General features: G+C 56.5%; 24 protein-coding genes and 3 pseudogenes. 19 read left to right on the top strand and 8 right to left on the bottom strand.

Annotation, left to right across the window (positions count from 1 at the left end; genetic code table 11):
• Positions 1–25: 25 nt before the first annotated feature.
• The 4 genes from JNB91_RS27545 (at position 26) to JNB91_RS30980 (ending at position 1,627) form a co-directional block, all read left to right on the top strand.
• Positions 26–310 (top strand): DUF1330 domain-containing protein, encoded by a 285-nt coding sequence (locus JNB91_RS27545; protein WP_220328655.1) that lies wholly within the window; start codon positions 26–28, stop codon positions 308–310.
• Positions 311–336: 26 nt separating this feature from the next.
• Positions 337–609, top strand: coding sequence for a putative quinol monooxygenase (locus tag JNB91_RS31790; RefSeq protein ID WP_220328656.1), 273 nt, complete (start codon positions 337–339; stop codon positions 607–609).
• Entirely contained in the window at positions 606–1,364 is a 759-nt protein-coding gene (locus JNB91_RS27555; protein WP_223218419.1) for a saccharopine dehydrogenase NADP-binding domain-containing protein, read from the top strand. The genes JNB91_RS31790 and JNB91_RS27555 overlap by 4 nt, the downstream gene beginning before the upstream one ends.
• A 110-nt stretch (positions 1,365–1,474) precedes the next feature.
• Entirely contained in the window at positions 1,475–1,627 is a 153-nt protein-coding gene (locus JNB91_RS30980) for a hypothetical protein (RefSeq protein ID WP_223218420.1), read from the top strand.
• 158 nt (positions 1,628–1,785) lie between these two features.
• Here JNB91_RS30980 and JNB91_RS27560 read toward each other — a convergent pair whose 3' ends face one another.
• Entirely contained in the window at positions 1,786–2,175 is a 390-nt protein-coding gene (locus tag JNB91_RS27560; protein ID WP_220328657.1) for a RidA family protein, read from the bottom strand.
• Positions 2,176–2,381: 206 nt separating this feature from the next.
• On the opposite strand from JNB91_RS27560, the gene JNB91_RS27565 reads away from it, so the two are divergent.
• The 5 genes and pseudogenes from JNB91_RS27565 (at position 2,382) to JNB91_RS27585 (ending at position 7,093) form a co-directional block, all read left to right on the top strand.
• Positions 2,382–2,915 (top strand): TetR/AcrR family transcriptional regulator, encoded by a 534-nt coding sequence (locus tag JNB91_RS27565; protein WP_220328658.1) that lies wholly within the window; start codon positions 2,382–2,384, stop codon positions 2,913–2,915.
• A 103-nt stretch (positions 2,916–3,018) separates the two neighbouring features.
• Complete coding sequence (locus JNB91_RS27570) at positions 3,019–4,416, top strand: MFS transporter (protein WP_220328682.1); 1,398 nt, start codon at positions 3,019–3,021, stop codon at positions 4,414–4,416.
• Between the two features lie 127 nt (positions 4,417–4,543).
• Positions 4,544–5,299, top strand: a complete 756-nt coding sequence (locus JNB91_RS27575) for an SDR family oxidoreductase (RefSeq protein WP_220328659.1) — start codon at positions 4,544–4,546, stop codon at positions 5,297–5,299.
• A 71-nt stretch (positions 5,300–5,370) separates the two neighbouring features.
• A complete protein-coding gene (locus JNB91_RS27580; protein WP_220328660.1) occupies positions 5,371–6,354 on the top strand; it encodes an aldo/keto reductase in 984 nt (327 codons plus the stop codon).
• A 50-nt stretch (positions 6,355–6,404) separates the two neighbouring features.
• Positions 6,405–7,093: pseudogene (locus JNB91_RS27585) on the top strand (aspartate/glutamate racemase family protein).
• A 55-nt stretch (positions 7,094–7,148) separates the two neighbouring features.
• Here the strand turns inward: JNB91_RS27585 and JNB91_RS27590 are convergent.
• The gene (locus JNB91_RS27590) at positions 7,149–8,060 is read right to left on the bottom strand and encodes an AraC family transcriptional regulator (protein WP_220328661.1); all 912 of its coding nucleotides are present in this window, start codon (positions 8,058–8,060) and stop codon (positions 7,149–7,151) included.
• Positions 8,061–8,154: 94 nt separating this feature from the next.
• Here JNB91_RS27590 and JNB91_RS27595 point away from each other — a divergent pair, with 94 nt between their 5' ends.
• The 7 genes from JNB91_RS27595 to JNB91_RS27625 all read left to right on the top strand — a co-directional run bounded on the left by JNB91_RS27595 (position 8,155) and on the right by JNB91_RS27625 (position 13,037).
• Positions 8,155–8,982: an oxidoreductase gene (locus JNB91_RS27595; protein ID WP_220328662.1), complete on the top strand. Its 828-nt coding sequence runs from the start codon at positions 8,155–8,157 to the stop codon at positions 8,980–8,982.
• A gap of 60 nt (positions 8,983–9,042) precedes the next feature.
• Positions 9,043–9,633, top strand: a complete 591-nt coding sequence (locus JNB91_RS27600) for a TetR/AcrR family transcriptional regulator (RefSeq protein ID WP_220328663.1) — start codon at positions 9,043–9,045, stop codon at positions 9,631–9,633.
• A gap of 68 nt (positions 9,634–9,701) precedes the next feature.
• On the top strand, positions 9,702–10,313 hold the full coding sequence (locus JNB91_RS27605; protein WP_220328664.1) for a hypothetical protein: 612 nt from the start codon (positions 9,702–9,704) through the stop codon (positions 10,311–10,313).
• 101 nt (positions 10,314–10,414) lie between these two features.
• On the top strand, positions 10,415–11,269 hold the full coding sequence (locus JNB91_RS27610) for a cytochrome b/b6 domain-containing protein (protein WP_220328665.1): 855 nt from the start codon (positions 10,415–10,417) through the stop codon (positions 11,267–11,269).
• The gene (locus tag JNB91_RS27615) at positions 11,266–12,042 is read left to right on the top strand and encodes a molybdopterin-binding protein (protein WP_220328666.1); all 777 of its coding nucleotides are present in this window, start codon (positions 11,266–11,268) and stop codon (positions 12,040–12,042) included. Before JNB91_RS27610 ends, JNB91_RS27615 begins: the two co-directional genes overlap by 4 nt.
• Positions 12,043–12,075: 33 nt before the next feature.
• Positions 12,076–12,402: a hypothetical protein gene (locus tag JNB91_RS27620; RefSeq protein WP_223218421.1), complete on the top strand. Its 327-nt coding sequence runs from the start codon at positions 12,076–12,078 to the stop codon at positions 12,400–12,402.
• 47 nt (positions 12,403–12,449) lie between these two features.
• Entirely contained in the window at positions 12,450–13,037 is a 588-nt protein-coding gene (locus tag JNB91_RS27625) for a DUF308 domain-containing protein (protein ID WP_220328667.1), read from the top strand.
• 260 nt (positions 13,038–13,297) lie between these two features.
• Here JNB91_RS27625 and JNB91_RS27630 read toward each other — a convergent pair whose 3' ends face one another.
• The gene (locus tag JNB91_RS27630; RefSeq protein WP_223218426.1) at positions 13,298–16,000 is read right to left on the bottom strand and encodes an EAL domain-containing protein; all 2,703 of its coding nucleotides are present in this window, start codon (positions 15,998–16,000) and stop codon (positions 13,298–13,300) included.
• Between the two features lie 29 nt (positions 16,001–16,029).
• On the opposite strand from JNB91_RS27630, the gene JNB91_RS31525 reads away from it, so the two are divergent.
• Complete coding sequence (locus JNB91_RS31525) at positions 16,030–16,491, top strand: hypothetical protein (RefSeq protein WP_346269410.1); 462 nt, start codon at positions 16,030–16,032, stop codon at positions 16,489–16,491.
• A gap of 273 nt (positions 16,492–16,764) precedes the next feature.
• On the opposite strand, the pseudogene JNB91_RS31530 reads toward JNB91_RS31525, so the two are convergent.
• The 5 genes and pseudogenes from JNB91_RS31530 to JNB91_RS27655 all read right to left on the bottom strand — a co-directional run.
• Positions 16,765–17,187: pseudogene (locus JNB91_RS31530) on the bottom strand (FecR family protein); the annotation flags it as partial.
• 1,734 nt (positions 17,188–18,921) lie between these two features.
• The gene (locus tag JNB91_RS27640) at positions 18,922–19,281 is read right to left on the bottom strand and encodes a hypothetical protein (RefSeq protein ID WP_220328670.1); all 360 of its coding nucleotides are present in this window, start codon (positions 19,279–19,281) and stop codon (positions 18,922–18,924) included.
• Positions 19,282–19,610: 329 nt separating this feature from the next.
• The gene (locus JNB91_RS27645) at positions 19,611–20,012 is read right to left on the bottom strand and encodes a VOC family protein (protein WP_220328671.1); all 402 of its coding nucleotides are present in this window, start codon (positions 20,010–20,012) and stop codon (positions 19,611–19,613) included.
• Between the two features lie 225 nt (positions 20,013–20,237).
• Positions 20,238–20,738 (bottom strand): hypothetical protein, encoded by a 501-nt coding sequence (locus JNB91_RS27650; protein WP_220328672.1) that lies wholly within the window; start codon positions 20,736–20,738, stop codon positions 20,238–20,240.
• A 191-nt stretch (positions 20,739–20,929) separates the two neighbouring features.
• On the bottom strand, positions 20,930–21,241 hold the full coding sequence (locus JNB91_RS27655; protein WP_220328685.1) for a hypothetical protein: 312 nt from the start codon (positions 21,239–21,241) through the stop codon (positions 20,930–20,932).
• Positions 21,242–21,382: 141 nt separating this feature from the next.
• On the opposite strand from JNB91_RS27655, the gene JNB91_RS27660 reads away from it, so the two are divergent.
• Positions 21,383–21,955, top strand: coding sequence for an alpha/beta hydrolase (locus JNB91_RS27660; protein WP_220328673.1), 573 nt, complete (start codon positions 21,383–21,385; stop codon positions 21,953–21,955).
• 58 nt (positions 21,956–22,013) lie between these two features.
• Positions 22,014–22,877 (top strand): annotated as a pseudogene (locus JNB91_RS31795) (hypothetical protein).
• The last annotated feature ends 76 nt before the right edge of the window (positions 22,878–22,953 follow it).

Here is a 22,953-nt window from a genome sequence, read left to right on the forward strand (position 1 = left end):
ACCTAACAGATTGAAGGAGAAAAACATGTCTGCCTATCTCGTCGTCGACCTCGATATCCACGATATGGCATCGATCGAGGACTATCGCACCAAGGCATTGCCGCTCGTCGCCAAAGCCGGTGGCCGTCTGATCGCATTCGACGCCGAACCGCTCGAGCTTGAGGGTTGGGAATCCACCAACATGCTCATCATCGAATTGCCGAACAAGCAAGCCATCCGCGACCTCTTCGCGTCGCCGGAATATGCCCCCCTCGCCGTACAGCGGCAGGCTGCGGCCAAATCGAGGATAATCGCACTCGAAGGTGCGTAAACCCGTATTTGGCCGGGAGTATGGACATGGCCGAACTGACCAACGTAGCCTTCTTCAAGGCCAAGCCCGGGCGATCGAAGGATCTTGGAGAAGCGCTTCTGGCACTGGTTTCGCCTTCCCGACAAGAGCCGGGCTGCTTGCGCTACGAGATCCATCAGTCGACGGTTACCGCCGAAGACTGGATAGGACTTCGGCCACAAGATCGGACTGCTGGATATCATCCTCGATACGAAAGGCCTGATCGCGCGCATAGGCGCCGATCTCGAATAACCCTCAACAGTCTGGAAGCCCTGACATGAAGAAACTGATGATCTATGGAGCCGCCGGCTATACCGGCGGCATGGCCGCCGAGCATGCCGCCGCGGCGGGCCTGGCTCTTGTCGTCGCAGGACGGGAAAAGGACCGATCGAAGCTTGCCGAACTTGCTGAGCGCCTTGGAGCAGAGGTTTGCATCTTCTCGCTCGATGAACCCGCCGATACCAAAGAGGGCCTGCTCGGCGTCTCCGTCGTGCTCAACGCGGCCGGGCCATTCATGAACACGGCCGAACCTCTGATGTCCGCCGCAATCCGCATTGGCGTTCATTACCTTGACTTTTCGGCCGAACTCGACACTTACCGCGAGGCGCTGGCGCTGGACGGGCAGGCACCCGCGGCAGGGGTGATGCTGCTACCCGGAAGTGGGGGCAGCGTTGCCATGCTTGGCAGTCTTGCTTCCCACGCAGTCGCCCGTGTAGAAGATCCGCAGAAGATCCGCAGAAGATCCGCAGAAGATCCGCAGAAGATCAGCGTCGCGCTGCATGTTTCGGGCTCGATGTCGCGCGGCTCGGTGACCAGTGCCAGACAGGGTATGGTCACGGAAATGCTTCACCTCGTCGATGGAGAACTCGTTTCCCGCGACCCCGGTGAGGTGCGTGAGTTCGATTTCGGTCGTGGTCCGCAATCGTCATTCCCGGTGACGCTCCCCGATCTCCTTACCAACTGCCATACGACCGGAGTGAAGAACATTGACACCTATGTTCATGTCAGCGCGGGGGTGTTTCCGCGGGAGAGCTGAAGGAGCTTCCTGATGGTCCCACGGCCGCCGAGCGCTAGGCTAACCGCTACCACGCCGCAGTCGAAGTTCTGGGAGCCGACGGCACTACCGTCTGCGCTGTGCTGGATTCAATGAACGGCTACACCTTCACGTCAATCGCGGCGGCCAAAGCGGCTCGACGCGTTGTGGCAGGCGAGGTTAAACCAGGATTCCAGACGCCAACGGGGTTGTTTGGGGTGGGTTTCGCTCAGACGATTGCCGACACCACAATAGACGATTTCTGAGAAATCTCCACGGCTGGAAGCGTCAAGTTTGGATATGCCTTTTGTCCGTCAGCGGTTAGATATCATCCAACACGATGGAAACGGCTTTCCACGCCGGTATCGCTCTCGCGTGGCTGGACGCGTGCAATGCCGATTCACTGATCGCTTTGGCTTATTTGCTATCGCTTCACCGCGACGCATTTCACCTCGGCAAGCAATCCGGGATGTGCGAGTTCGGAAACCCCGATGCGGGTCCATGCGTATGTTCCTCTTGGGAAAACTTCGTTCTTCGCCGTCCGGAAGACATCCATGTTCTTCGACATGTCCACATGATAGCTTGTCATCTCCACCACGTCGTCGAAGGTGCAGTTTGCGGCCTCAAGGACAATGCGGAGGTTTTCCCACATGGCGCGAAACTGTTCTTGTGGGTCCTCAATCACCGTAAGGTCCCGAGTGCGGCCGACTTGCCCGACGACGTAAATCGTATTGCCGACTTTAACTGCCGGAGCATATCCTGCGCGGGCAACGATCTCGCGCATTTCCTCCGGAATAATGACTTCGCGATCCATAATGCTGCACCTTTTCCTGAAAGAGAGGCGGCCCAATTCAAGAAGGGCGTCGCCACGACATCACGCCCATTACCTAGCGTCAGGAAATATCACTTGCAATAGGAACTGAATGGTTCCATATTGGCGTCATGGTAAAAAGCACTCAGACATCTCCGTCCGTCGGCCGTCCTCGTGAATTCGAACTTGATGACGCCGTTCGGAAGGCAATGAGCGTGTTCTGGGACCGAGGATATCACGATGCGTCGTTGCCCGACTTGCTTGAAAGCATGGCACTGTCAAGAGGCAGTTTCTACAAGGCGTTCGTAGACAAGAGGGGCGTCTATCTCCGCGCGCTTGATGTTTACATCGACGATGCCATTCGCAAGACTGGGGAAATCATGCATTCCAACCCGTCGCCGAAAGCTGCAATCAAAGAAGCATTCTCGCGGCAGGTGGAAGAGTCCTCAGGCAAGGAGGGACTGCGTGGATGCTTTGTCGTGTTGTCGGCAGTGGAAATGCTTCCAGCGGACGAAGAGGTTTCCGCTCGAATTGCGCGCCTGTTTCGGCGACTGCAGGATCTGTACGCGGCAGCGATCATCCGAGCTCAAGCCCTGGGTGAGATTGATCCAGGGCTGGACGAGCGAACACTGGCGCGGTTTCTCGTCTGTCAGATCCAAGGGATGAGAGTTCTGGGGAAGGCGGGAGCGGATCGCGATGCCACCAAGGCAATGGTCGACTTCGCGCTAAAACCGCTTGACTGACTCTAAATAGGAACCAAATGGTTCCGAAGTTGCGCATTTTGCAAGCCGCTGTGCGGCTTCGCTTCTCGATATGGAGAGAGAATTGACACATTCCCATCAGGCCATGGGCGGTCTTGATCCGCACAGGTGGACGGCGTTGGCCATCTTGTTGACGGGCGCTTTTCTGCCGCCATTGGATTTCTTCATCGTCAACGTGGCCCTGCCCTCGATCCGCGAGGATTTCCATTCCTCCGCATCAACGATGCAACTGATCATCTCGGGCTACGCCACCACCTATGCCGTCATGCTGATCACTGGCGGCAGACTTGGGGATCTCTACGGTCGGCGGAATGTTTTCCTGGCAGGGATGGGCGCGTTCGCAGCCGCCTCCGCCTTATGCGGCTTTGCCTGGTCTCCAGCGGCACTTGTTTTCGGCCGGATCCTTCAGGGGTTTGCTGCGGCGATCATGGCGCCGCAGGCTCTGGCATCCATCAACGCAATCTTTCCCGAGCACGAAAAATCAAAGGCGCTCAGCTTCTACGCGCTGACATTCGGTATCGCGTCGATGGCTGGGTTGTTTCTCGGTGGGGCTCTGATAGCGCTCGATATTTTTGGGCTCGGATGGAGGGCTATTTTTCTCATCAACCTTCCGGTGATCGCCATAGCTGCGCCGTCTGCGATGATGGTGCTGCGCGAGACGCGATCAGATCGCGCAAGCAGACTGGACCTCGGCGGAGCAGTGCTGATTGCACTCGCGCTATGTGCGCTGATCTCGCCGCTCATCGAGGGCCGTGAACAAGGCTGGCCGGTCTGGTCGCTCCTGATGCTTGCGGCTTCCCTGCCACTTCTTTTCCTGTTTTGGCATCACGAGCAAAAGGTGGAGGCGGCCGGAAGAGATCCGATCATGGCACCGCGCCTGCTTCGGGTTCCAGGATTGAAGCGCGGGCTGCTTGCCGCATTGTTCTTCTATGCCTTTGCGGCCTTCTGGCTGACATTCTCGGTGTATCAACAAGGCGGGCTCGGTCGCACACCATTCGAGGCCGGGCTGGCAATCCTTCCTGCGGCGGTCGGCTTCGTTCTGGGGCCATTCGCGAGTGGCCGTATCTTCCGGCTTTTCGGCAGATATTCCACCGCCGCAGGCATGTCGCTGGAAGCGGCCGGATTGTTCGGCACGGCAGCCCTGATCTCGTCCGGGGCGCCGGAACTCCTCTTCGTTGCATTGTTCATCGTTGGTGCCGGACAAGGAATAGCGCTTCCAAATCTCGTGAGGACAGTCGTCCAGCGGGTTGATCCGACGCAGTCTGGTTTGGCTTCCGGACTGGTCAATTCGATGCTTCAGATTGGGGGCGCTCTAGCGACAGCCCTGATCGGAGGATTGTTCTTTTCGATCCTGGGCTCATCAACAGATGTTGGATCCATCGGTCATGCCTATAGCGTCGCAGCCGTCGCGATTGGTCTTTGTCTTCTCGTTGCAGGTTGGCTTTCTGCCGACCTCGGACAAAAGAAAGAGGTCGTCCAATGAGCGCACCTCGGTGGCTTCGGTCATCGGCAGGCCCGTTGAGGGCAAGACCGCGTCCCCTGCCTCGCCTGCTAGCGGCACACAATCATCTCCCAACTAATTCAAACCCAACATTTAGAGGTAACTTTCCATGGATATCACCCCCAACCTTCCTCTTGCCGGGAAGCGAGCACTCGTGACCGGTGCAGCACGCGGTATCGGTGCGGCCATCGCGCTGAAGCTGGCTGAGAATGGCGCCGATGTGGCGATCACCTACGAGAAGTCAGCCGAAAAGGCCAAAGCTCTTACCGCCGAGATTCGCGCGACGGGCCGCAGAGCTGTCGCCATTCAGGCCGACGCTGCGAGCGCGGAGACCGCGACGGCCACTGTAGATCGGACAGTCGCCGACCTCGGCGGCCTAGACATTCTGGTCAACAATGCCGGCGTCCTTTTCGTTGGCGATTTCGCCACTCAGCCGCTGGAAGAGATTCAGCTACAGTTGGACGTCAATGTCCGCGGCGTCTTCTTGATGACGCAGGCGGCGCTCAAGCACATCCCGAATGGAGGGCGCATCATCAGTACCGGCAGTAACGCGGGCGTGGCTGTCCCGTTCGCAGGGATTGCGGTCTATGCAGCGACCAAGTCGGCTTTGGAGAGTTTCACACGTGGTCTCGCACGCGAACTGGGTCCGCGGGAGATTACCGTCAATCTGGTCCGGCCTGGCCCAATCGACACCGACATGAACCCCGCCGACGGCGACTTGTCCCCTGCTATTCTGCCAAGTCTCTCTATTGCCCGCTACGGTCGGACCCGAGAGGTCGCGGAAGCCGTCGCCTTCCTCGCCGGACCGGCCGCTGGCTACATCACCGGCTCAGGGATCCTCGTGGACGGCGGCATAAGCGCTTGAGCAGGATGTAGGAACCCATCGCCTGCAAGGACCCAAACATATAGAATTTCGCCGCAGAATTGGAGATAGTCATGGAATACACGCGCCTTGGAAACACTGGTGTTGAGGTTTCCCGGCTTTGCCTCGGGTGCATGAGCTATGGCGAGCCCGGTCGGGGAAGTCATCCATGGACACTGACGGAAGATCAAAGTCGACCATTCATCCGCCAAGCGATCGAAATGGGTATCAATTTCTTCGATACCGCCAATGTCTACTCGGATGGGACGAGCGAGGAAATTCTCGGCCGCGCCATCAAGGATTACTCAAAGAGAGATGACGTCGTCATTGCCACCAAGGTCAATGGTCGGATGAAGCCGGGACCAAATGGTGCCGGCCTATCCCGAAAGGCCATTTTTTCGGAAATCGATGCCAGCCTGAAGCGTTTGGGGACCGACTATGTGGATCTCTATCAGATCCATCGGTTCGACCATAACACGCCGATCGAGGAGACACTCGAAGCTTTGCACGACGTCGTCAAAGCCGGAAAAGCCCGTTACATCGGAGCGTCGTCCATGTACGCGTGGCAGTTTTCGAAAATGCTCGCGGTTTCAGCGGCTAGCGGATGGACACGCTTCGTCTCCATGCAGAACCACGTAAACCTGCTATACCGCGAGGAGGAGAGAGAAATGCTTCCACTCTGCAAAGCTGAGGGTATTGGTGTCATCCCGTGGAGCCCCCTCGCACGGGGCCGGCTGACCCGCGACTGGGACGCACGAAGTGATCGCTCTGAGACCGACGAGATCGGAAAAGGCCTTTACACCTCGATGACAGAGGATGCCGATAGGCGCGTGGTAGAGGCGGTGGCAAAGATCGCCAAGGTGCGAGGGGTTCCCAGAGCGCAAATCGCACTCGCTTGGCTTCTCGCGAAATCCGAAGTTTCGGCGCCTATTATCGGCGCGACCAAATTGCATCACTTGGATGACGCTGTCGCAGCGCTTACCATCAGGCTCAGTGCTGCTGAAATCACAGAGCTTGAAATCAGTTACATTCCTCACCCTGTCGTCGGGTTCTCCTGACGACAGAGCTGGCGGCGATAAACTGAAACTTCTGAAGATGGACGAAACATTTGAAGACGATCGGAATATTGGGCGGAATGTCTGCTGCCTCGACCCAAATTTATTATCGTGAATTGTGCAGGCTTACCCGCGAGAGCCTCGGTGGACTTCATTCTCCTGAGCTCCTCATACGCTCTGTCGATTTCGACGAGATTGAACGGTTGCAGGCGTCCTCTGAGTGGGGCGCTGCGGCAAAAATCCTGAATGAAAAGGCCATCGCTCTGGAGCGCGGAGGTGCCGACATCCTGATCATGGCGACGAATACCATGCACAAGGTCGCCGACCAGATCTTGAGCGGGGTGTCGATCCCGTTCTTGCATATTGCGGATGCAACTGCGAAAGCGATCCTTGAACGCGGATTCCGGAGGCCAGGATTGATGGCGACCGCATTCACGATGGAGCAGAACTTTTATGTCGACCGACTGGTCGCTCAAGGTCTTTTGCCATTAATCCTGAGGATCACGATCGGGTGGAAACCCATCGCATCATCTATGACGAACTTTGTCGCGATGCTAGCCGAGAGGAAAGCCGCTTGGCGTATGAACGAATTGCGCGGCGGCTGATCGCCCGCGGCTGCGATTGTCTCATCCTCGGGTGCACCGAGGTGGGCATGCTGCTAAGCCAGGATAATGTGAGCGTCCCCGTCTTCGACACGACCCTGGTTCATTGCAAAGCGGCGCTTCAGGCTGCTTTGCAGTGAGAACCCAGCCACTGTGATCGTGCGCTCCGCTCTCGAGAATGCCGCAGGGGCAGCGTCAGATCTGTTCTCCAAGGTGCTGTCGAACCCATTTCACTTCTTCCGAGGCCGTGCGCCCGAAATGCCGCCTAAAGTCGCGACTGAACTGCGCCGGACTGACGTAGCCGACTGAAGTGGCAACCGTTGCGATGGTGCCGCGTTGGCCGGCGAGCATAAGTCTTGCGTGATGGAGGCGCATCGCCTTCACATATTGCATCGGGCTTGAGCCGGTCAGGTTCTTGAAATGCACGTGGTAAGAAGGAACACTCATGCCCGCATCTCGGGCCAGATCCGCGACCGCAATTTCGGAGCCGAAGTTGTCTCGCAGCCACAACACGCTCTCAATAATTTTTCCGGACGTGCCTTTGCGCTGAAGCGCCGCAATCACCGCTCCGCCTTGCGGACCGACCATGATGCGGTAATGCAATTCTCGCAGGATCGGATCACCGAGAACGGCGACATCGATCGGGCTGCCGAGCGCCTTTAGGAGGCGCAGCAAGACGTCTTCGATATCGCTCGCCATTCTGCTCGAGAACAGGCCTCTGGGCTCGGTCGTATCGGGACCAATATTTTGTTCGAGCTGCAAAGCAATCTCGGCCGCCATCTGCATGTCGAATTGGAGGTAGACCGCCAGCAGTGGTCGCTGTGGACTTGCCGTAGACGTCATCCGGAAGGGAACGGGTACCGAGACGGCAAGATAGTGGTCCTCATCATAGAGGTAGATTTCCCCATCGAGTATGCCGTGCTTGCTTCCTTGCAATACGAAGACTGCTCCCGGTCGGTAAAGAACCGGAATGTCGTTGAGCACCGCTTCCGTACGCAGGATACGGACGCTCTCGATGGCGGTTTGATTGTACCCGAGACGTGGAGCTAGGCGTCCGGCGAAGGCAACAAGCTGATCACGCGTGGAGCGAGTTTTCTTATAATTCATAGGATTTGGCAAGGATTGGAAAGGAATTGCAATCGAAGGAACCCTTACTCCTAGAATATCTGTCACATGCAAGATTGATCAAGGAGTTTCAGAGATGTCGAGCAAAACCTTCTTCATCACCGGTGCGAATTCCGGTTTCGGCCTCGCCATTGCCACGGCCGCGGCACACGCCGGCCACACCGTCATCGGTACCGTCCGCTCCGAAGCCTCGCGAGAGATGCTATCAAAAACGCTTCCCGAGCTCAAAACCGTTCTTGCTGATGTTACCGAATTCGATCGCATTCCGGATGTGGTCCAACAGGCGGAAGAGGAACACGGTCCAGTCGATGTCTTGATCAACAATGCAGGATATGGGCACGAAGGCGTGCTCGAGGAATCGCCGATCGAGGAGATGCGTCGCCAATTCGACGTGAACGTATTCGGCGCGGTCGCGGTGGCCAAGGCGTTTCTTCCAAGGTTTCGAGAGCGCCGCCGGGGGTTCATCGTGAATGTTACGTCTATGGGCGGCATGATAACGATGCCTGGAATTGCTTATTATTGCGGTAGCAAATTTGCGCTTCAGGGTATCTCCGAGGTCATGCGTTCTGAAATGGCGCCCTTTGGCGTTCACGTGACGACGCTGTGCCCAGGCTCGTTTCGGACAGACTGGGCAGGGCGCTCTATGGTGCGCACAGGGCGTTCGATTACAGACTACGATAGTCTTTTTGATCCGATCCGCGAGGCGCGCCAGGCAGTCAGCGGAAAGCAACTGGGCGATCCGCAAAAATTGGCTGCGGCGTTATTGACGCTGATCGCGTCCGAAAATCCTCCACCGCAACTTTTGCTCGGGAGCGATGCTCTCAAACATGTGACCGCACGGATAGATCGTCTACAGCAGGAGATCGACGCTTGGAGGGCCCTTACAGTTTCCACAGACGGCTAATCTGAAAAATCCGAAAAGATTGCCATTGACGTTCTGCCTACTAGAAGGTAGATACGATCCATGAGCAATCTTTCGAGCACTTCTGACGACATCTTGGCCTCCGCCCGCAACCTGATCATGAGCGGAGGCTACAATGGATTTAGCTACGCTGACATCTCGGAAGTCGTTGGAATTCGCAAGGCAAGTATCCACCACCATTTCCCGAGCAAGGTCGATTTGGTGCGTGAGCTGGTCAAGCGTTACCGTGAAGACGGCGAGACGAACGTTGCCGCCCTTGAGCAAAACGTGCCAGACGCTCTGGACATCCTCAACGTCTATGCAAACCATTGGGCAAAATGTATCGAGGATGCCAGCAGGCCATACTGTGTGTGTGCGCTGCTTGCCAGCGAACTGCCATCCCTTCCGGCGGAAGTTGCAAAAGAAGTCACGGCATTCTTTCGCTTCATTTCGTCCTGGCTAACGTCAGTGATGGATCGGGGCTCCAAACAAGGCACGCTCAATCTTGCAAATGCTCCCGAGATCGAGGCCGAGGCATTTTTGGCGACAGTCTACGGAGCAATGCTCTCAGCAAGAGCTTACGGCAAACCTGAAGTGTTCGCAGTAATACTGCAGCCCGCCCTCAGCCGGCTGACTCCCTCCGCCTCTCATTAATCCGCCGGTGGTATGCCACCGGCGTCAAAATGCGCCCTTCAAAACTACCAACTAGTAGGAAGAATACGATGAAGAGAATTATCACTGCCTTCGCCTTCGGACTTACGGCGGTCCTGTCCGTGCCCGTCCATGCTGAAGATAAAAAGACCGCGCCTATCCACGTTCGCGGAAGTATCGTCACCTACGCTGGTTCTACGCTCAAGGTGAAAACACGCGAAGGCGAGACCGTCGATGTTGCGCTTGCTGACGACTGGAAGGTGGCAGGCGTAGCAAATGCCAAGGTGACAGACATCAAGCCGGGTGATTTCGTCGGCATTGCATCCCTGCCGAAGGCCGATGGTGGCGATGGTGCGCTGGAGGTTCTGATCTTCCCACCGGCTATGAAGGGCACGGGAGAGGGTAGCTATAGCTGGGATCTCAAACCCGAAAGCAGCATGACCAATGCGACCGTCGCAGATGCTGTCAAAGGCGTCGATGGCCGCACCGTCACAGTCAGCTATCACGGCAAGGAAAAGAAATTCGCCATTCCCGATGGCACGCCCGTAGTGACCATTGCTGCGGCCGCAAGGGAAGACCTCGTTCCAGGCGCCGTAGTCTTTATCACCGCCGAAACGTCAGACGCCGGCCCGATCGCTCATCAGGTGGTCGTTGGCAAGGATGGCGTGGTTCCACCGATGTAAACCACGTCGCCACTGGCCGGAGCAGCCGCCCCACTGCTTCGGCCAGGAACTGATCCTTGCTGCTCTGCAGCCATGAGACGTCAGAGACAAGAGACACTGAGATGAGCGAAACCGCCTCCAATGACAATGTCCGATATCCCCGGACGATCTTCATCCGCCGCCACTCTGTTGTGACCAGGCTTACCCACTGGCTGAACGTCCTTTGCCTGAGCTTCCTCCTTCTGAGTGGGCTCCAGATATTCAATGCCCACCCGGAGCTCTACTGGGGGCACTACGGCGCCAATGGCGACCCTGCTGTCCTTACGATCGGCTCTAATGATGATCGTGGCACGCCTAGCGGCTTCGTGCGTATCGTAGGCCTGCAGATCCCTACGACCGGCGTTCTGGGCATTTCTAACGTCGATGGAGAGCCATCTGCACGCGCTTTCCCGTCCTGGGCTACCATCCCGTCGTTCCAGGATCTCGCGGCCGGACGTCGCTGGCATTTCTTTTTTGCCTGGTTGTTTGTCATCAACGGCATTCTCTACCTTGGCTTCAGCCTGCTGACTGGGCATTTCCGGCGCGATCTCGCTCCAGCGACGCACGAGCTTTCACCCCGTCATCTTGGTCGTGAAATCCTTGACCACGCCAGGCTCCGCTTCCCTGAAGGGGATGAGGCCAGGCATTACAATGCACTTCAGAAACTCACCTATCTGGCCGTCACCGTTATTTTGCTGCCTCTTATGGTCCTGACGGGTTTGACCATGTCACCCGGAGTGGATGCTGCGTTTCCGGCCCTTGTCGATCTCTTTGGCGGACGCCAGTCCGCGCGCACCATCCATTTCGTTACGGCGTCAGCGCTTGTCATCTTCGTCGTCGTTCATGTGGCAATGGTCGTCCTGTCCGGCACCTGGAATAACATCCGTTCGATGATTACCGGGCGCTATGCAATCCAGCTAAAGGGCCCGAAATCATGAGCACGCTTTTTACGAGACGACGCTTTTTGGTCGGTGGCACACTTGGCACCAGCGCTTTGGCTCTTTCCGGTTGTGATGTGCTGGATGAGAACGCGGACGTCGCCAATGTCCTTCGCTCAGCCGAACATTTGACCATGAAGGCACAGAGACTTTTTCAGGGTCGCGATGCCCTCGCGCGGGAGTTTGATGAAAAAGACATATCCCCATCGTTTCGGGTAAATGGAACGAGCGCTCCTGACAGCGAAGACTATGTTGAACTGGCCGAAGGCAATTTTGCCGCCTGGCGATTGAAAGTTGACGGCCTTGTTGAACGTCCGCGAGAGTTTTCGCTTGCCGATCTGAAGGCGCTCCCGGCCCGCACGCAAATCACCCGGCATGATTGTGTCGAGGGTTGGAGCGCGATCGGCAAATGGACGGGCGTGCCCCTTGCGAGCCTGTTGCGTCTGACCGGGCTCAAACCGACTGCGCGCTATGTCGTGCTGCATTGCGCCGATGAACTGGAAAAGACGCTCGACGGGAGCGGCCGTTATTACGAAAGCATCGATCTCATCGACGCCGTCCATCCTCAAACCATCCTCGCCTACCAGATGAATGGCGATGACCTCAGTGTCGGCCACGGCGCACCCTTGCGTCTCAGGGTGGAGCGGCAGCTGGGTTACAAGCAAGCAAAATACATCATGCGCATCGAACTGGTCGACAGCTTCGCAGGCCTTTGGGGCGGAAACGGCGGTTACTGGGAAGACCGCGGATACGAATGGTACGCCGGCATCTAATGCGGTCGACCAGTCAGCCGAGTGGGACAATTCATGAGCAATCGCAAAGTTCAGAAAATCATGCCGATTTCAGCGACCGCGTCTTCACGCCAGGTCGAGATCGGTCAAACCTATTCGATCCTCTCCGATCCCGACGGCAGATGGGTCGCGAAGCGGCAAGAAGCGATCAATGAAGGGTTCGAGAAACGCATGCGATCAGTGAGCAATCAACAAGGTGGGTCGAAGACAGCGTCTTGCGGCGGCACACGGGATGACTCCTCACATGAGCTATCCGGCACACTGTCTGGCGAGAGCGAGCGGATCGGTCGACGTGATTGGAACAAGAATACGCCATTTGGCAAGCATGTCGGTTTCTTCTGAAAGATCCGAGTGAACAATTTCATCATCCAAGAAGGTGGAAGATAACAATGTCAAACAACCAAAATGTCTATGCCGCGAGCGGCAACGAACAATGGCTGAAGCAATATTATCTTGCCCGAGCAGCGTTCTCAATATTGTGGGTCATAGCTGCACTGACAGCCGGCCAGCATTCGTTTGCGGTGGCTGCCACGCTGCTGATTATTTATCCGGCTTGGGACGCTGCCGCCAATGTGGTTGATGCGTTAAGGAGCGGAGGTCTGGCGATCAACCGGAGCCAAGCGATCAACGTTACAGCAAGCGCGGTGATGACGATTGCCGTGATTTTGGCACTTACGATGAGCATGAACTGGGTTCTCGGCGCATTCGGCCTATGGGCGATCTTCTCGGGTCTACTTCAACTTGGCACCGCTCTCCGGCGTTGGAAAACGAGTGGCGGTCAATGGGCCATGATCTTGAGCGGTGGCCAGTCAGCTGTCGCGGGAGCGCTCTTTCTATTTCAGGCGCAGATGCCGCAAGAACCGTCGATCTCAACTGTCGCCGGTTACGCTGGTGTCGGGGCATTCTATTTTCTGGTTTCGGCAATATGGCTGAGTGTGACCCTCTCGCGACGCAGCGTGAGTGGATCAGAGGTTTAAACTATCTCCGCCCGTCGTCATCTCCATTTGACTGACGAGCATCGTGTCCTTGCGATGAAGATCCGCAAACGATCACCAGCATGACAAACTGAGCCCTGCCGCAGCCGTCGGTTTATATTAAATCAAGCTGCGATTCAGCGCGTTAGCTATAATCATGATAGACGGGTCTTGGGTTCACATCCTCTCAAGACCTTCTGAACTCGAACATTTTTTGGATCGCGATCCTGGAAAGACCCATCTGTTCAGTGCTCCATGAGTGGTCAGGCAGCCTCGTTAACATTCCTTATTGTTAGTTGCTGCATAATCTCTTCAGCACTCTGCGGTCTCCCAAACAGGTAGCCTTGTCCTTCCTCGCATTGCAATTCGGCGAGAATCCGTCGCTCTTCTTCCTTCTCAATACCTTCAGCGACGAGCTTCAGCCCGAGGCCCTGAGCGAGAGAGACTACCGCTTTTACGATCAGAAGAGACTGATGGTCGGTCGTCAGCTTGCGGACAAAAGACTGGTCTATCTTCAGCTTGTCCAACGGGAAACCAGCCATGTAGCTGAGGGACGAATATCCGGTACCGAAGTCGTCAAGTGCGATACAAACTCCGAGGCTTCGTAACTGTGAAATGACGCCCAATAAACGCTCTGTTCCGTCCAGGAAAGCGGATTCGGTGATCTCCAGGTGAAGGCGGTGGGCGGCCAGCCCGCTTTCTGCCAGAGCTCTTTTCACCTCCTCCACGATATCCGTCTTGGCAAACTGAAGGGGCGAGACGTTAACTGCGACGGTCATATAAGGTGCCCACGTCATCGCCGTCGCACAGGCGTTTTGAAGCGCCCATGTGCCGAGTTCGCACACGACACCACTGCTTTCGGCGACAGGAATAAACTCACCCGGCGAAACCAAGCCAAAATCGGGATGCTTCCACCGCATGAGCGCCTCAGCCCCTACCATCCGTCCCGTGGGCAGATCGACCTGCGGCTGATATACCAGAAAGAATTCACCCCGCCTCAGACTTGAGCGCATCGCCTGTTCGAGCTTTCTGGCTCGAAGTTGATCTTGGGCACGTTTTTCATCGTAGACGATCCAGTTGGAATTCGGGTTAGACCTCGCGTCGATAAGTGCTGTTTCGGCGTGGTCCACAGCGGACGCGGCCGGAAGCCTAATGTCGTTGAACAATGAAATGCCCAGACGAGCGTCAACATAGATTTCGGACCCATCGGCTTCAAAAGGAAGCGCGAACTGTCTCAGGACGGCTTCCGCTTGCATCTCGTGGAAGTCCCGAGTGTGCAGGCTCAGTGACATCGCAAAGCAATCACCATCGACACGGCCCAAATGCGAGACGCGCGAGACGCTGGACAAACGGCCAGCGATTGCACGCAGCAGCTGGTCGCACGCTGAGCGGCCCAGAGTCGCACTGAGCTCAGGAAATCTGTGCAGTCCAACAGCGACGACAACCTGCGGTTTGATCATGGACTGAAGGCGATTGATGAATTCTCTGCGGTTGAGCAGCCCAGTCAGTTCATCGATTTGGGATATACGTAGAAGGTCTGCATCGTGCTTTCGACGGGCGGTAACATCTCGAGCGATAACGCTTCCCAAAAACCCGTTGATTTGCTCGCCGCTATCGTCGAGACGTTCTGAACGAGATATTGTAATCGATGCTTCAAAATGGGCCTCGAAACCTCTGCGAACCACCTCAAAGTCTGCAGAGACCGAATAGGTGGGCGATTGGCCTTCTCTGAAACGAAGGACGGCCTGCTCGACATGCCGCATCAACGCTTTGGGAATAGTTTGACGGTCGTCGTCACCTTCCTCATGCTCTAAGTCGAGGTCATCAGCAGACGCACTCCGATCAAGAACGCGAAGGTTTTCATCGAAAACGAGGACGACGTCGTTGCTGTCCGCAATTATGGACTGAAGTATGTTTTTTGAAGTTTGAAAGTCAGCAACGGCGATCCGGCTTCGGACGTGGGCAAAATTACTTCTCTCGCTGAGGGCGAGTAAGAGAGAGAGCCCGACAAGTATCCAGCTGTTTGCTGTTCGCAGTGCATAGGCATCATTGGCTTGCACAATGAATGCGATAGTTTCCATTGCTGAGATGGTTATGACGGCAGTCGCGAAAAACGCGACGGGACGGTACACTCTGAAGGCTATAGCTAGCCCTATAAGCGCCGCTGCAAGGAGCAACTCTGGTATTGTCTGATCGACGCCCGAAGCCAATCGATGCTGCAAAATCGTTTCTGTCGCCAGGATATGGATCAGGGGGCCCGCTAGAGGCCCGTACATTGGTACTGGATAGACATCCTTCAGTTCAGTAGCGTAAGCGCCGACAACCACCGCTTTATCGGCGAAAACGCTTGGTGAAACCGTTCCATCTATCAGCTCAGAGGCAGAAACAGTGGGGATTGTTGAAGGGTCGATGGAATAATCTATGAGGTAGGTGCCAGCGGTGTCGTCGACCTGTGCCAAGACGGCAGGTACGGATTGCGTTACCTTGCCGTCCAATCGGTCGGCCATTTTGAATGTCGTTATCAGCCCGCTTTCCGCAAGTTCAACGTTAGCGAACGCGAGCCAAGCATTCGAGGCGAGGGCGGGGATGGGCCTTGTTACGCTTGTGGACGATCCGGGTACGGCGCTTTCGTGTTGCCGGAATACGGGCAACACAGTGCCTCCGCCGGCAGCAACGAGTGATAGCCTTAATTTCTCATCTTCCGGGGCGGACGACGGGCTGCTGAAGTCGATATCGAGAAAGACGTCACGAGCACCTCCCGCTGCCAGTCGATCGATGATCTCCGAGTGAATGCCGCGTGGCCAGGGCCAGACGCCTATCGCATCAAGACTTTTCTTATCGATTGCCACGAAGACAACGTCGCCACTCGCCGGCCGTTGCAAAGCTTTGAAACGAAGGCTGGCAATCACGTTGTCGACGTGATCGGTGAATGGCTTTACTGTGGTCCAAACTGGCACGGCGCACATAAGTGCGACCAACGCGGCCCGAACCGCGAGTGACGTCTTCACTTTTCTCCAAAAACTCACCTCGTCCCCCTAGACACCCGATAACGACTTTAGTCGTTCCCGTTCCCGTTCCCGTTCCCGTTCCCGTTCCCGTTCCCGTTCCCGTTCCCGTTCCCGTTCCCGTTCCCGTTCCCGTTCCCGTTCCCGTTCCCGTTCCCGTTCCCGTTGCCGTTGCCGTTGCCGTTGCCGTTGCCGTTGCCGTTGCCGTTGCCGTTGCCGTTGCCGTTGCCGTTGCCGTTGCCGTTGCCGTTCCCGTTGCCGTTGCCGTTGCCGTTGCCGTTGCCGTTGCCGTTGCCGTTGCCGTTGCCGTTGCCGTTGCCGTTGCCGTTCCCGTTGCCGTTCCCGTTCCCGTTCCCGTTCCCGTTTCCATTTCCGTTGCCGGCACCATTGTCACTGCTTCCGCTCTTCGAATGGCCAGCGTTGTCGGCGCGATTGCTGTTCGTCGAGCCTGACGTGGTAGAGTTTTTTCCAGCGGCCGTGGACTGCGTTTGGCCGTTTAGCGCTGTTGCGCCAACAGCCCGCACGCTCGCTACTGAAGGCTCTACTGAGCTTATTGCGGGTGCTGAAACGGCGCCGGCGACAGTCATTCCTTTGACGGCGTCTACCGCAGCACGTTGACCAGGACCGACGGAGGAACGCTGACCGCTGGCAAAAGAACTCACCTGGACGAGCCCACGCGCTACCGACACGCTTGCCGTCGTGTTTGTGACTGACACGCGAAACGCTGTGCCTTTCACGACAGCCGCAAGGTAAGGTGTCTGGACCGTGGTATGAGGTCTGCTACGCTTTTCGATTTCGAGGTCGAGCGTACCAGTCTGTTGGCGCACTTCGGTAGTTTTCTGAAAAAAACCGGAGGTAGTAATGCTTGCCAACGTGTTTGGCTGAAAGGAAACAGACTCCACGCCTCGGGAGAGCTGAATTCGTCCCTTCGGTCCTGTGGAAACCCAAGCCTTATTCGGGATTACATCGCCGACTTTAACTGCAAGCCAGGTTTTCGAATCGGTCGTGTAGTTCACCTGCCTTGTCGTCATAGTGACTTGCCACTCCGTCGGAGAGGCGTGAGCAGAATGTCCCGTAGCGAAAAGAAAGCTCAGAAGAATGAAAAAGCGATGCATGTATGGTCCCCCGCAGTCGATGGAGGGAGCCATAGTTAGATTAACAGGTGTTGAATTAGCTCTTTCGAGAAGTCACTAGCCTTAACAAAACGATAGTAAGATCAGCCCATAGAGCGGCGAAATTTCCGTGATCGCTTCGGGGGCGCACGCCATGCGGAAACGACAAAGCCGGGCGACACCCGATAAGATAGAATAGACCCGATTTACCGAATGTCTTTACCGCCTCATTTCAAGAATAAAGCGGAGGAAGGCACGCGATTCTGTCCGATCTCAAGGTCGTCGAATAACACGATGTTTCCTTTGGGGGTCTTCGCGTTGGTCCTGTATTTTTTCGCCGTTCTGTTTATTGGTGCTCGCAGGCCGCGTTCCTCGCCTTTGAAGCCTGTCAGATTTTTTCTCGGCCACGCTGTCTAGAGCCTGCTGGACACGATCATTTCGAATCTCTCTAACCATTTGCAATTCCTAGATGGACACGCGGCCAACCGGGTAGTTGGTCGGCACCGAGGCCTATTTAGAATCATTCTTAGAGTAGGCGGAACGTTTCGGCAAACATATCTATTTGATCATGCCATCCCCCGCGTCGTCGGACAGATTAAAAACATCCGTTCAGGTCCACTTCAATCAAGGCAGTGACGATCAATCTTTCGCTGCCCGCGAAGTTCCAAGAATCCCGCTCCCGGCCAGCTCTCCGAACCGTCTTCGGCGGGGCGCGCGATGTCGCGAGACCAAATACTTCAAGAGGACCTGGGGTGTGACGCCAATGCAATACAATCGGTGATTTGGCTACCAGTAAGTCCGCAACGGCAAGTGAACCAGGACCACAATGCGCCGGCATTTCGCTGACGATACGCGCCCTATTTCAGGACGCTCTTGGAAAGCGTTAACTCATTCGCGACGGCTTTTTGGATCGTTCTTCTTTACGCCCTATAGTTCTCCGCTCACAAAGGGACGGGAAACATGTTCAGTGGCGCTATCCCCGATCGCAGCCGTCGGGCCGCAATCCTGTGGCTCCGTCGCGAGCAGCAGAGGAAATTTAGGTCCGCGCTCGCGCAACACTTCGATGAAATTCGTAAGATCAGAGGGCAGCAAAGCCGCTCAGTCACAGACAAGAAAGATGGGTTCGAACCGCGAAGTTAGGCTCTATCCGGCTTTGACCGAGAGGCTGCGCGACGAGCTGGACGCCCCCGTTGTTGCAAATGCTTCCGCAACACGATCTGCGATAAAGCGAGTTGCAGAGTACCGATCGACTTGAAGCTCCAGCCGATGTGAGAATTTATCGGATTGATGAAGAATGGACGCTGACTGCGTTCCTTACTAGCACGGAAAATTTGGCGCAAGCCGTTGTCGACATCGACCCAAAGCTCGGCTGAAAGATAAGGCGATTGTCACCGTTTTCTCGCCACAATCATGTTTAGAACGCCGTTCACGCGGTGCAATGATTGCATCTGCTTTTCGGACATCCACATGTAGTTGGATGGTTGCGCCATGTACCCCTCTGGCTTCGGCCTGTTGGCGACTAACCCGGCCCTTGCGGCCGGGTTTTTCTTTTGTACGTTGTGCGGGCCGCTGAACGAGCGGGAACTAATTTTCAAGAGCGCGGTTCGGCAGCTGTGGTTAGGTTCAAGAAACCTGACTTATCTCCAGAAGTCGCCAGTGCAGGTCCAGTCATTCAACCCCTCACGATTGGACCTGCACGCGAACCTCTCAAGTTCCCCGAACCTCAACTTGGCCCGCTCACGTAGGGCCTCTTTTTGTTCTGCGGAATAATCAGTAAACCTTATTAATCCGATCTGTGTCACCATACGCCAACGCCTGCGCACGAATGATCGTGTTTGTGGTCGGAAAATCCCGCAATAACCAGGGTTCGTCCTTCTGGACATTCGCGGACTTGCAATGTCTACCGAGGTCCATATATCCGCTCAGAAGTCCCGTCCGGTCATCAGAGCCGAATTGTCGCCCTTTTGATGCCGCTAGCCGCATCTCTCGCAGTCTTTGCGTCTTCGAGAGTCGTGCGGCAGCTTCTTCCTCTATCAAAAGTTTGGCTGCCGCATTGGTCTCTTCAAACCGACGGGTCCTGCCGTCGAAGGTAGCATAAGGATTAGTATGGTCATGGTCTTCATCGATCATATGGCGCAGATGTCGTCGGCCGTGTCGCAATCAAGTCGCGAGGCGGGCGATCATTTCGTCTGCATTAATGATCTCTTATATGCCTGTCCAAAAGCTGGTTTCGGGCGCTGCCGAAGGACCAACTCGTCGAGATCTTCGTGATTTGAGCCTACGAGAATTCCATGAGGCCTCGTGGCCATTCGGAAGGAACGAATGATAGTATAGGGTGTCGTGCTATTCTCCGCCCCTCATAACGATCCACGTGCTTTGCGTAATCCCGAGCAATGACGTCGTTTCTCTTTCAGGGCTTCGGCTCATGCCGCGAGGGCCTTAAGTAACACGAGACGAACCTATGGGAGATTCTGAGCGTGAACAAAGCATAGCTTATTGCCCTCGGGATCGCGGCAATAGGCAGCGAAAAAGTCCTCGCTGTATTGTTGGCGAATGCTAGGGGTGCCTTCGTCTGATCCGGCGTAGGCGATGGCGGTCTGCCAAGCCGCAACGACCTCTTCTCGCGACGCCGCTGCGAAGCTGATCTGGACTCCGTTCCCCACAGTGGCCGGTCGACCGTCGAAGGGGCGTCTCAAGGCAAACTGCGGCCATCGTTGTCCGCGCCGTTGCCAGATCACTCCGGCCGGGCAATCGAGCGGCTGAACCGGGTTACGAGCGAGTCCGAGCGTGGTTAGTACAGCATCGTAGAAGGTCACCATTGCGACAAGATCATTCGCACCAATCATTACGTGGCTAAACATTCACAACCTCATATTGATGACTTGATCACAAATCGACATACGTCGCGCCGACGCCAATTCGGCCGTGGCCGTTCGGTTTGGACGGCTGCGAAGCAGTCATATCAGTGACACAAACTTCCGGATCAAAGGCTCGCTGCCCGGGAATCTCTAAGGATCTCAACAGCGGTATGTGATTAGAAACCGATGCCCCTGTCGTCAGTGCGTTAACGTCGCACTCCACGACCGCTAGTGGTGCCCATACCAACAATAAGTGCCGTCTTCTTGGAAGGGGGGTGTCGGAGCAGCCGCAAATCGCCTCTGGGCAAAACTGTCGGCTTCGGCGAACAGCCGGGTCAATCGAATTCGGTCCTCTCGGGAACGTTGCAACATTTGCTCGACGTGTTCACTGAACGCACGATCTGACGTGCGCAAGGTTCCAAGGGTAGGGGCCGGGGAGAAACTAATCCGTTGCCCGACGCCCGGTTGGAACTGCGCGAGCAACTTGCCCACCGACACGAGACGCCGTCTGCGGGCGTCTTGCATTGTTGTCGCAATGGAAAGCCGAAATCCGCTTTCAAGGCTCTGCTTTGGTGAGGGGAGGAGGCTTGCATCAAGAATGTCTTCCCCGGGCGACAGCCATTCGATGATCGGCAGGCAGTCATCTACCATATGCGCGGCGGCTTCCAGCACCTGCGCGTCTGTTATGTAGGAATCTCGAACTCGTGTCGCATCGCAGCTCGCACGCATCTTAGCACCTCCGGCTTCAAAACGTCGTCGCTAGGGAAAAGTTGCGAGAGGCAATCCGGCTGCACGCAGAATCATTCCGGTTATCACGGCGGGGTCCTCCAACCGACATCGGCATTCTGAGTGCGGGCCTACAGAACGCCCGCGACGGTTTCGGATAGCCAATGAGCCCCGAACAGGGCTTCAGCCGACGGCTATCTACTCAGACGATGTACGTTGGCAGCTGCGACCCGGAGTGCCCGTAGCTTGGCACTCTTCTCTTCAAGAAGAAGGCGCTCCTCTTTAGCCGTTTCCTGCGCCACTTTGTTCGTATGCTCGAACGCGGCCGCGTGCTCTTGCACGGTCGGAGTCCTGCCGATCCTGCTTACCATGAGGTCATCTCGTCGTTTTTGAGGATTTCCTAATAAATGGTCGGAAAAGCAAACATCTTCAACAGCGATCCCGCGATGGCAGTCATCACGCAAGCGCATGGCTTCGCCCTTGCGTGCTGTATCTACAAGTACCATCTAATTTACGCCGCCCCGCAATCAGCGCAGTCTCCGCAGCGACCTCTCCGTCGCACGTCGATAGCCGCGCACGGGGTATGAGGGCGCTCCCGGAAACGGTCGAGCGCCCTCGGCTTGTTTTTCGTCATTCATGGGATCGGCATGTCAGCAAAGAATAGTCTCGTCATCTTTTTCCACGGCATAGGCGCGTCCGGAGCGCAGTTGATGCCGCTCGCCACGTCCTGGCGAACAGCACTTTCCAATAGCCGCTTTGCCGCTCCGGACGCTCCGTTCACACATTGGCGCGGTCACCAATGGTTTCGTGTCGATGGCAATCCGCTTGCTCCCGAAAACATCCGATCAGCTCGAGACGGGTTCGACCAAACGGTGTCTGATATCATTCGTGAAGAAGGCTTCGGGGGAACGCATGACCGCATCGCCTTCGTCGGCGTCTCACAGGGTGCAATTGTCGCTCTCGATGCCGTCGCTTCCGGCCGTTGGCAAGTAGGAGCACTCGTCTCCTTCGCTGGCCTTCTCCCGCCGATGAAGATTTCCGCCAAAAGTAATCGAACCCCAGTCCTGCTGCTACACGGGAAGGATGACCGGACGATACCGGCTGTCGCGTCAACGGTGGCGGCCAACCAGCTCGGCGCCGCAGGTTTCCATGTCGAAGCCGAGATCTTACCGGCTGTCGGCCATACGATTTCACCGGGCGGCGCAGAGAGGGCGCTTTAATTCCTGCAGAAGTCGCTCGCGTGATGGAAACCGCCACGCCTGCCGGACGTTTCCCGCAATGAACAGTGAGGACGAACACGAGGAAGGGTCCCATTCGGAACTGGAAACGGTGTCGTTCGCGTTCGACCGGATGACCGTCGCGCGTTTCCGAGAACGTTCCCGCGCGCTCGCTGGAACGACGCCCTCCAGGCATGGACGGTCCCTGGCGCCACCGCACGTCGACGCATCGACCGCTGGCTGGCGAGTGAAGCTTCCCGCCGAACTCCCTACGAGGAGGAGCGCGGACGCGACGCCTACGAGTTCGAACCCATCCTCAGCCCTTACTTGATGGTCCACGACCGCGGCTTTCGGATCAGGACACCTTATTCGAAGGCCGTCGTCGAAGAGCTCAGGCAGATCCCGTTCGCGCGGTGGAATAGAGAAGGGAAGGTGTGGGAGGTTCCTTACGCCGCCTATGACGAGCTGCAGCATCGTTGGGAGACGATTGAGGCGGCTGCAAAACGAAATGAGCCGGAAGAGCGGCGCAAGCGCGCCGAGGCTCGGAGAGGGACTGAGGAAGAGGCGAAGGCTAAGCGCCGGTCCGTGGAACGCCGGAAAAAACGCTTGTCCGTGCCATGTGACGACCTGCCGCCACCTGATCGCCCCGTCGCGGCGGCCCGGTACGGGATCGTCGTCTTCATCGAGGTGACGGGCGAACGGGTCGATGCCGGAGAGGTTGCCGAACTATCCGCACGCGGATGACGAACACGTCTGGGCCTTATGGCGCTCGCCCACTACTGACGAACTCGTCCACACATGGCCCACACGAGCGGAACCGGGAAATTACGAACGGGAACGTGGCTGGTGGCAGCCTACCCTTGAGGAGCTTCGCGACGCCCGGCGAAAGAAACGCTGTCAACGCGCCAAGCTCCTTGTAGAGTGATTACGCTTTTTTCACAGATGTTTACCGGGAACAGATGGGAGACATGCGGGTTGTAGGCGCAAACAACAGGAGAGAC

Origin of the sequence: Aliirhizobium wenxiniae, assembly GCF_019511445.1 — a bacterium.
GTDB lineage: Bacteria > Pseudomonadota > Alphaproteobacteria > Rhizobiales > Rhizobiaceae > Neorhizobium > Neorhizobium wenxiniae_A.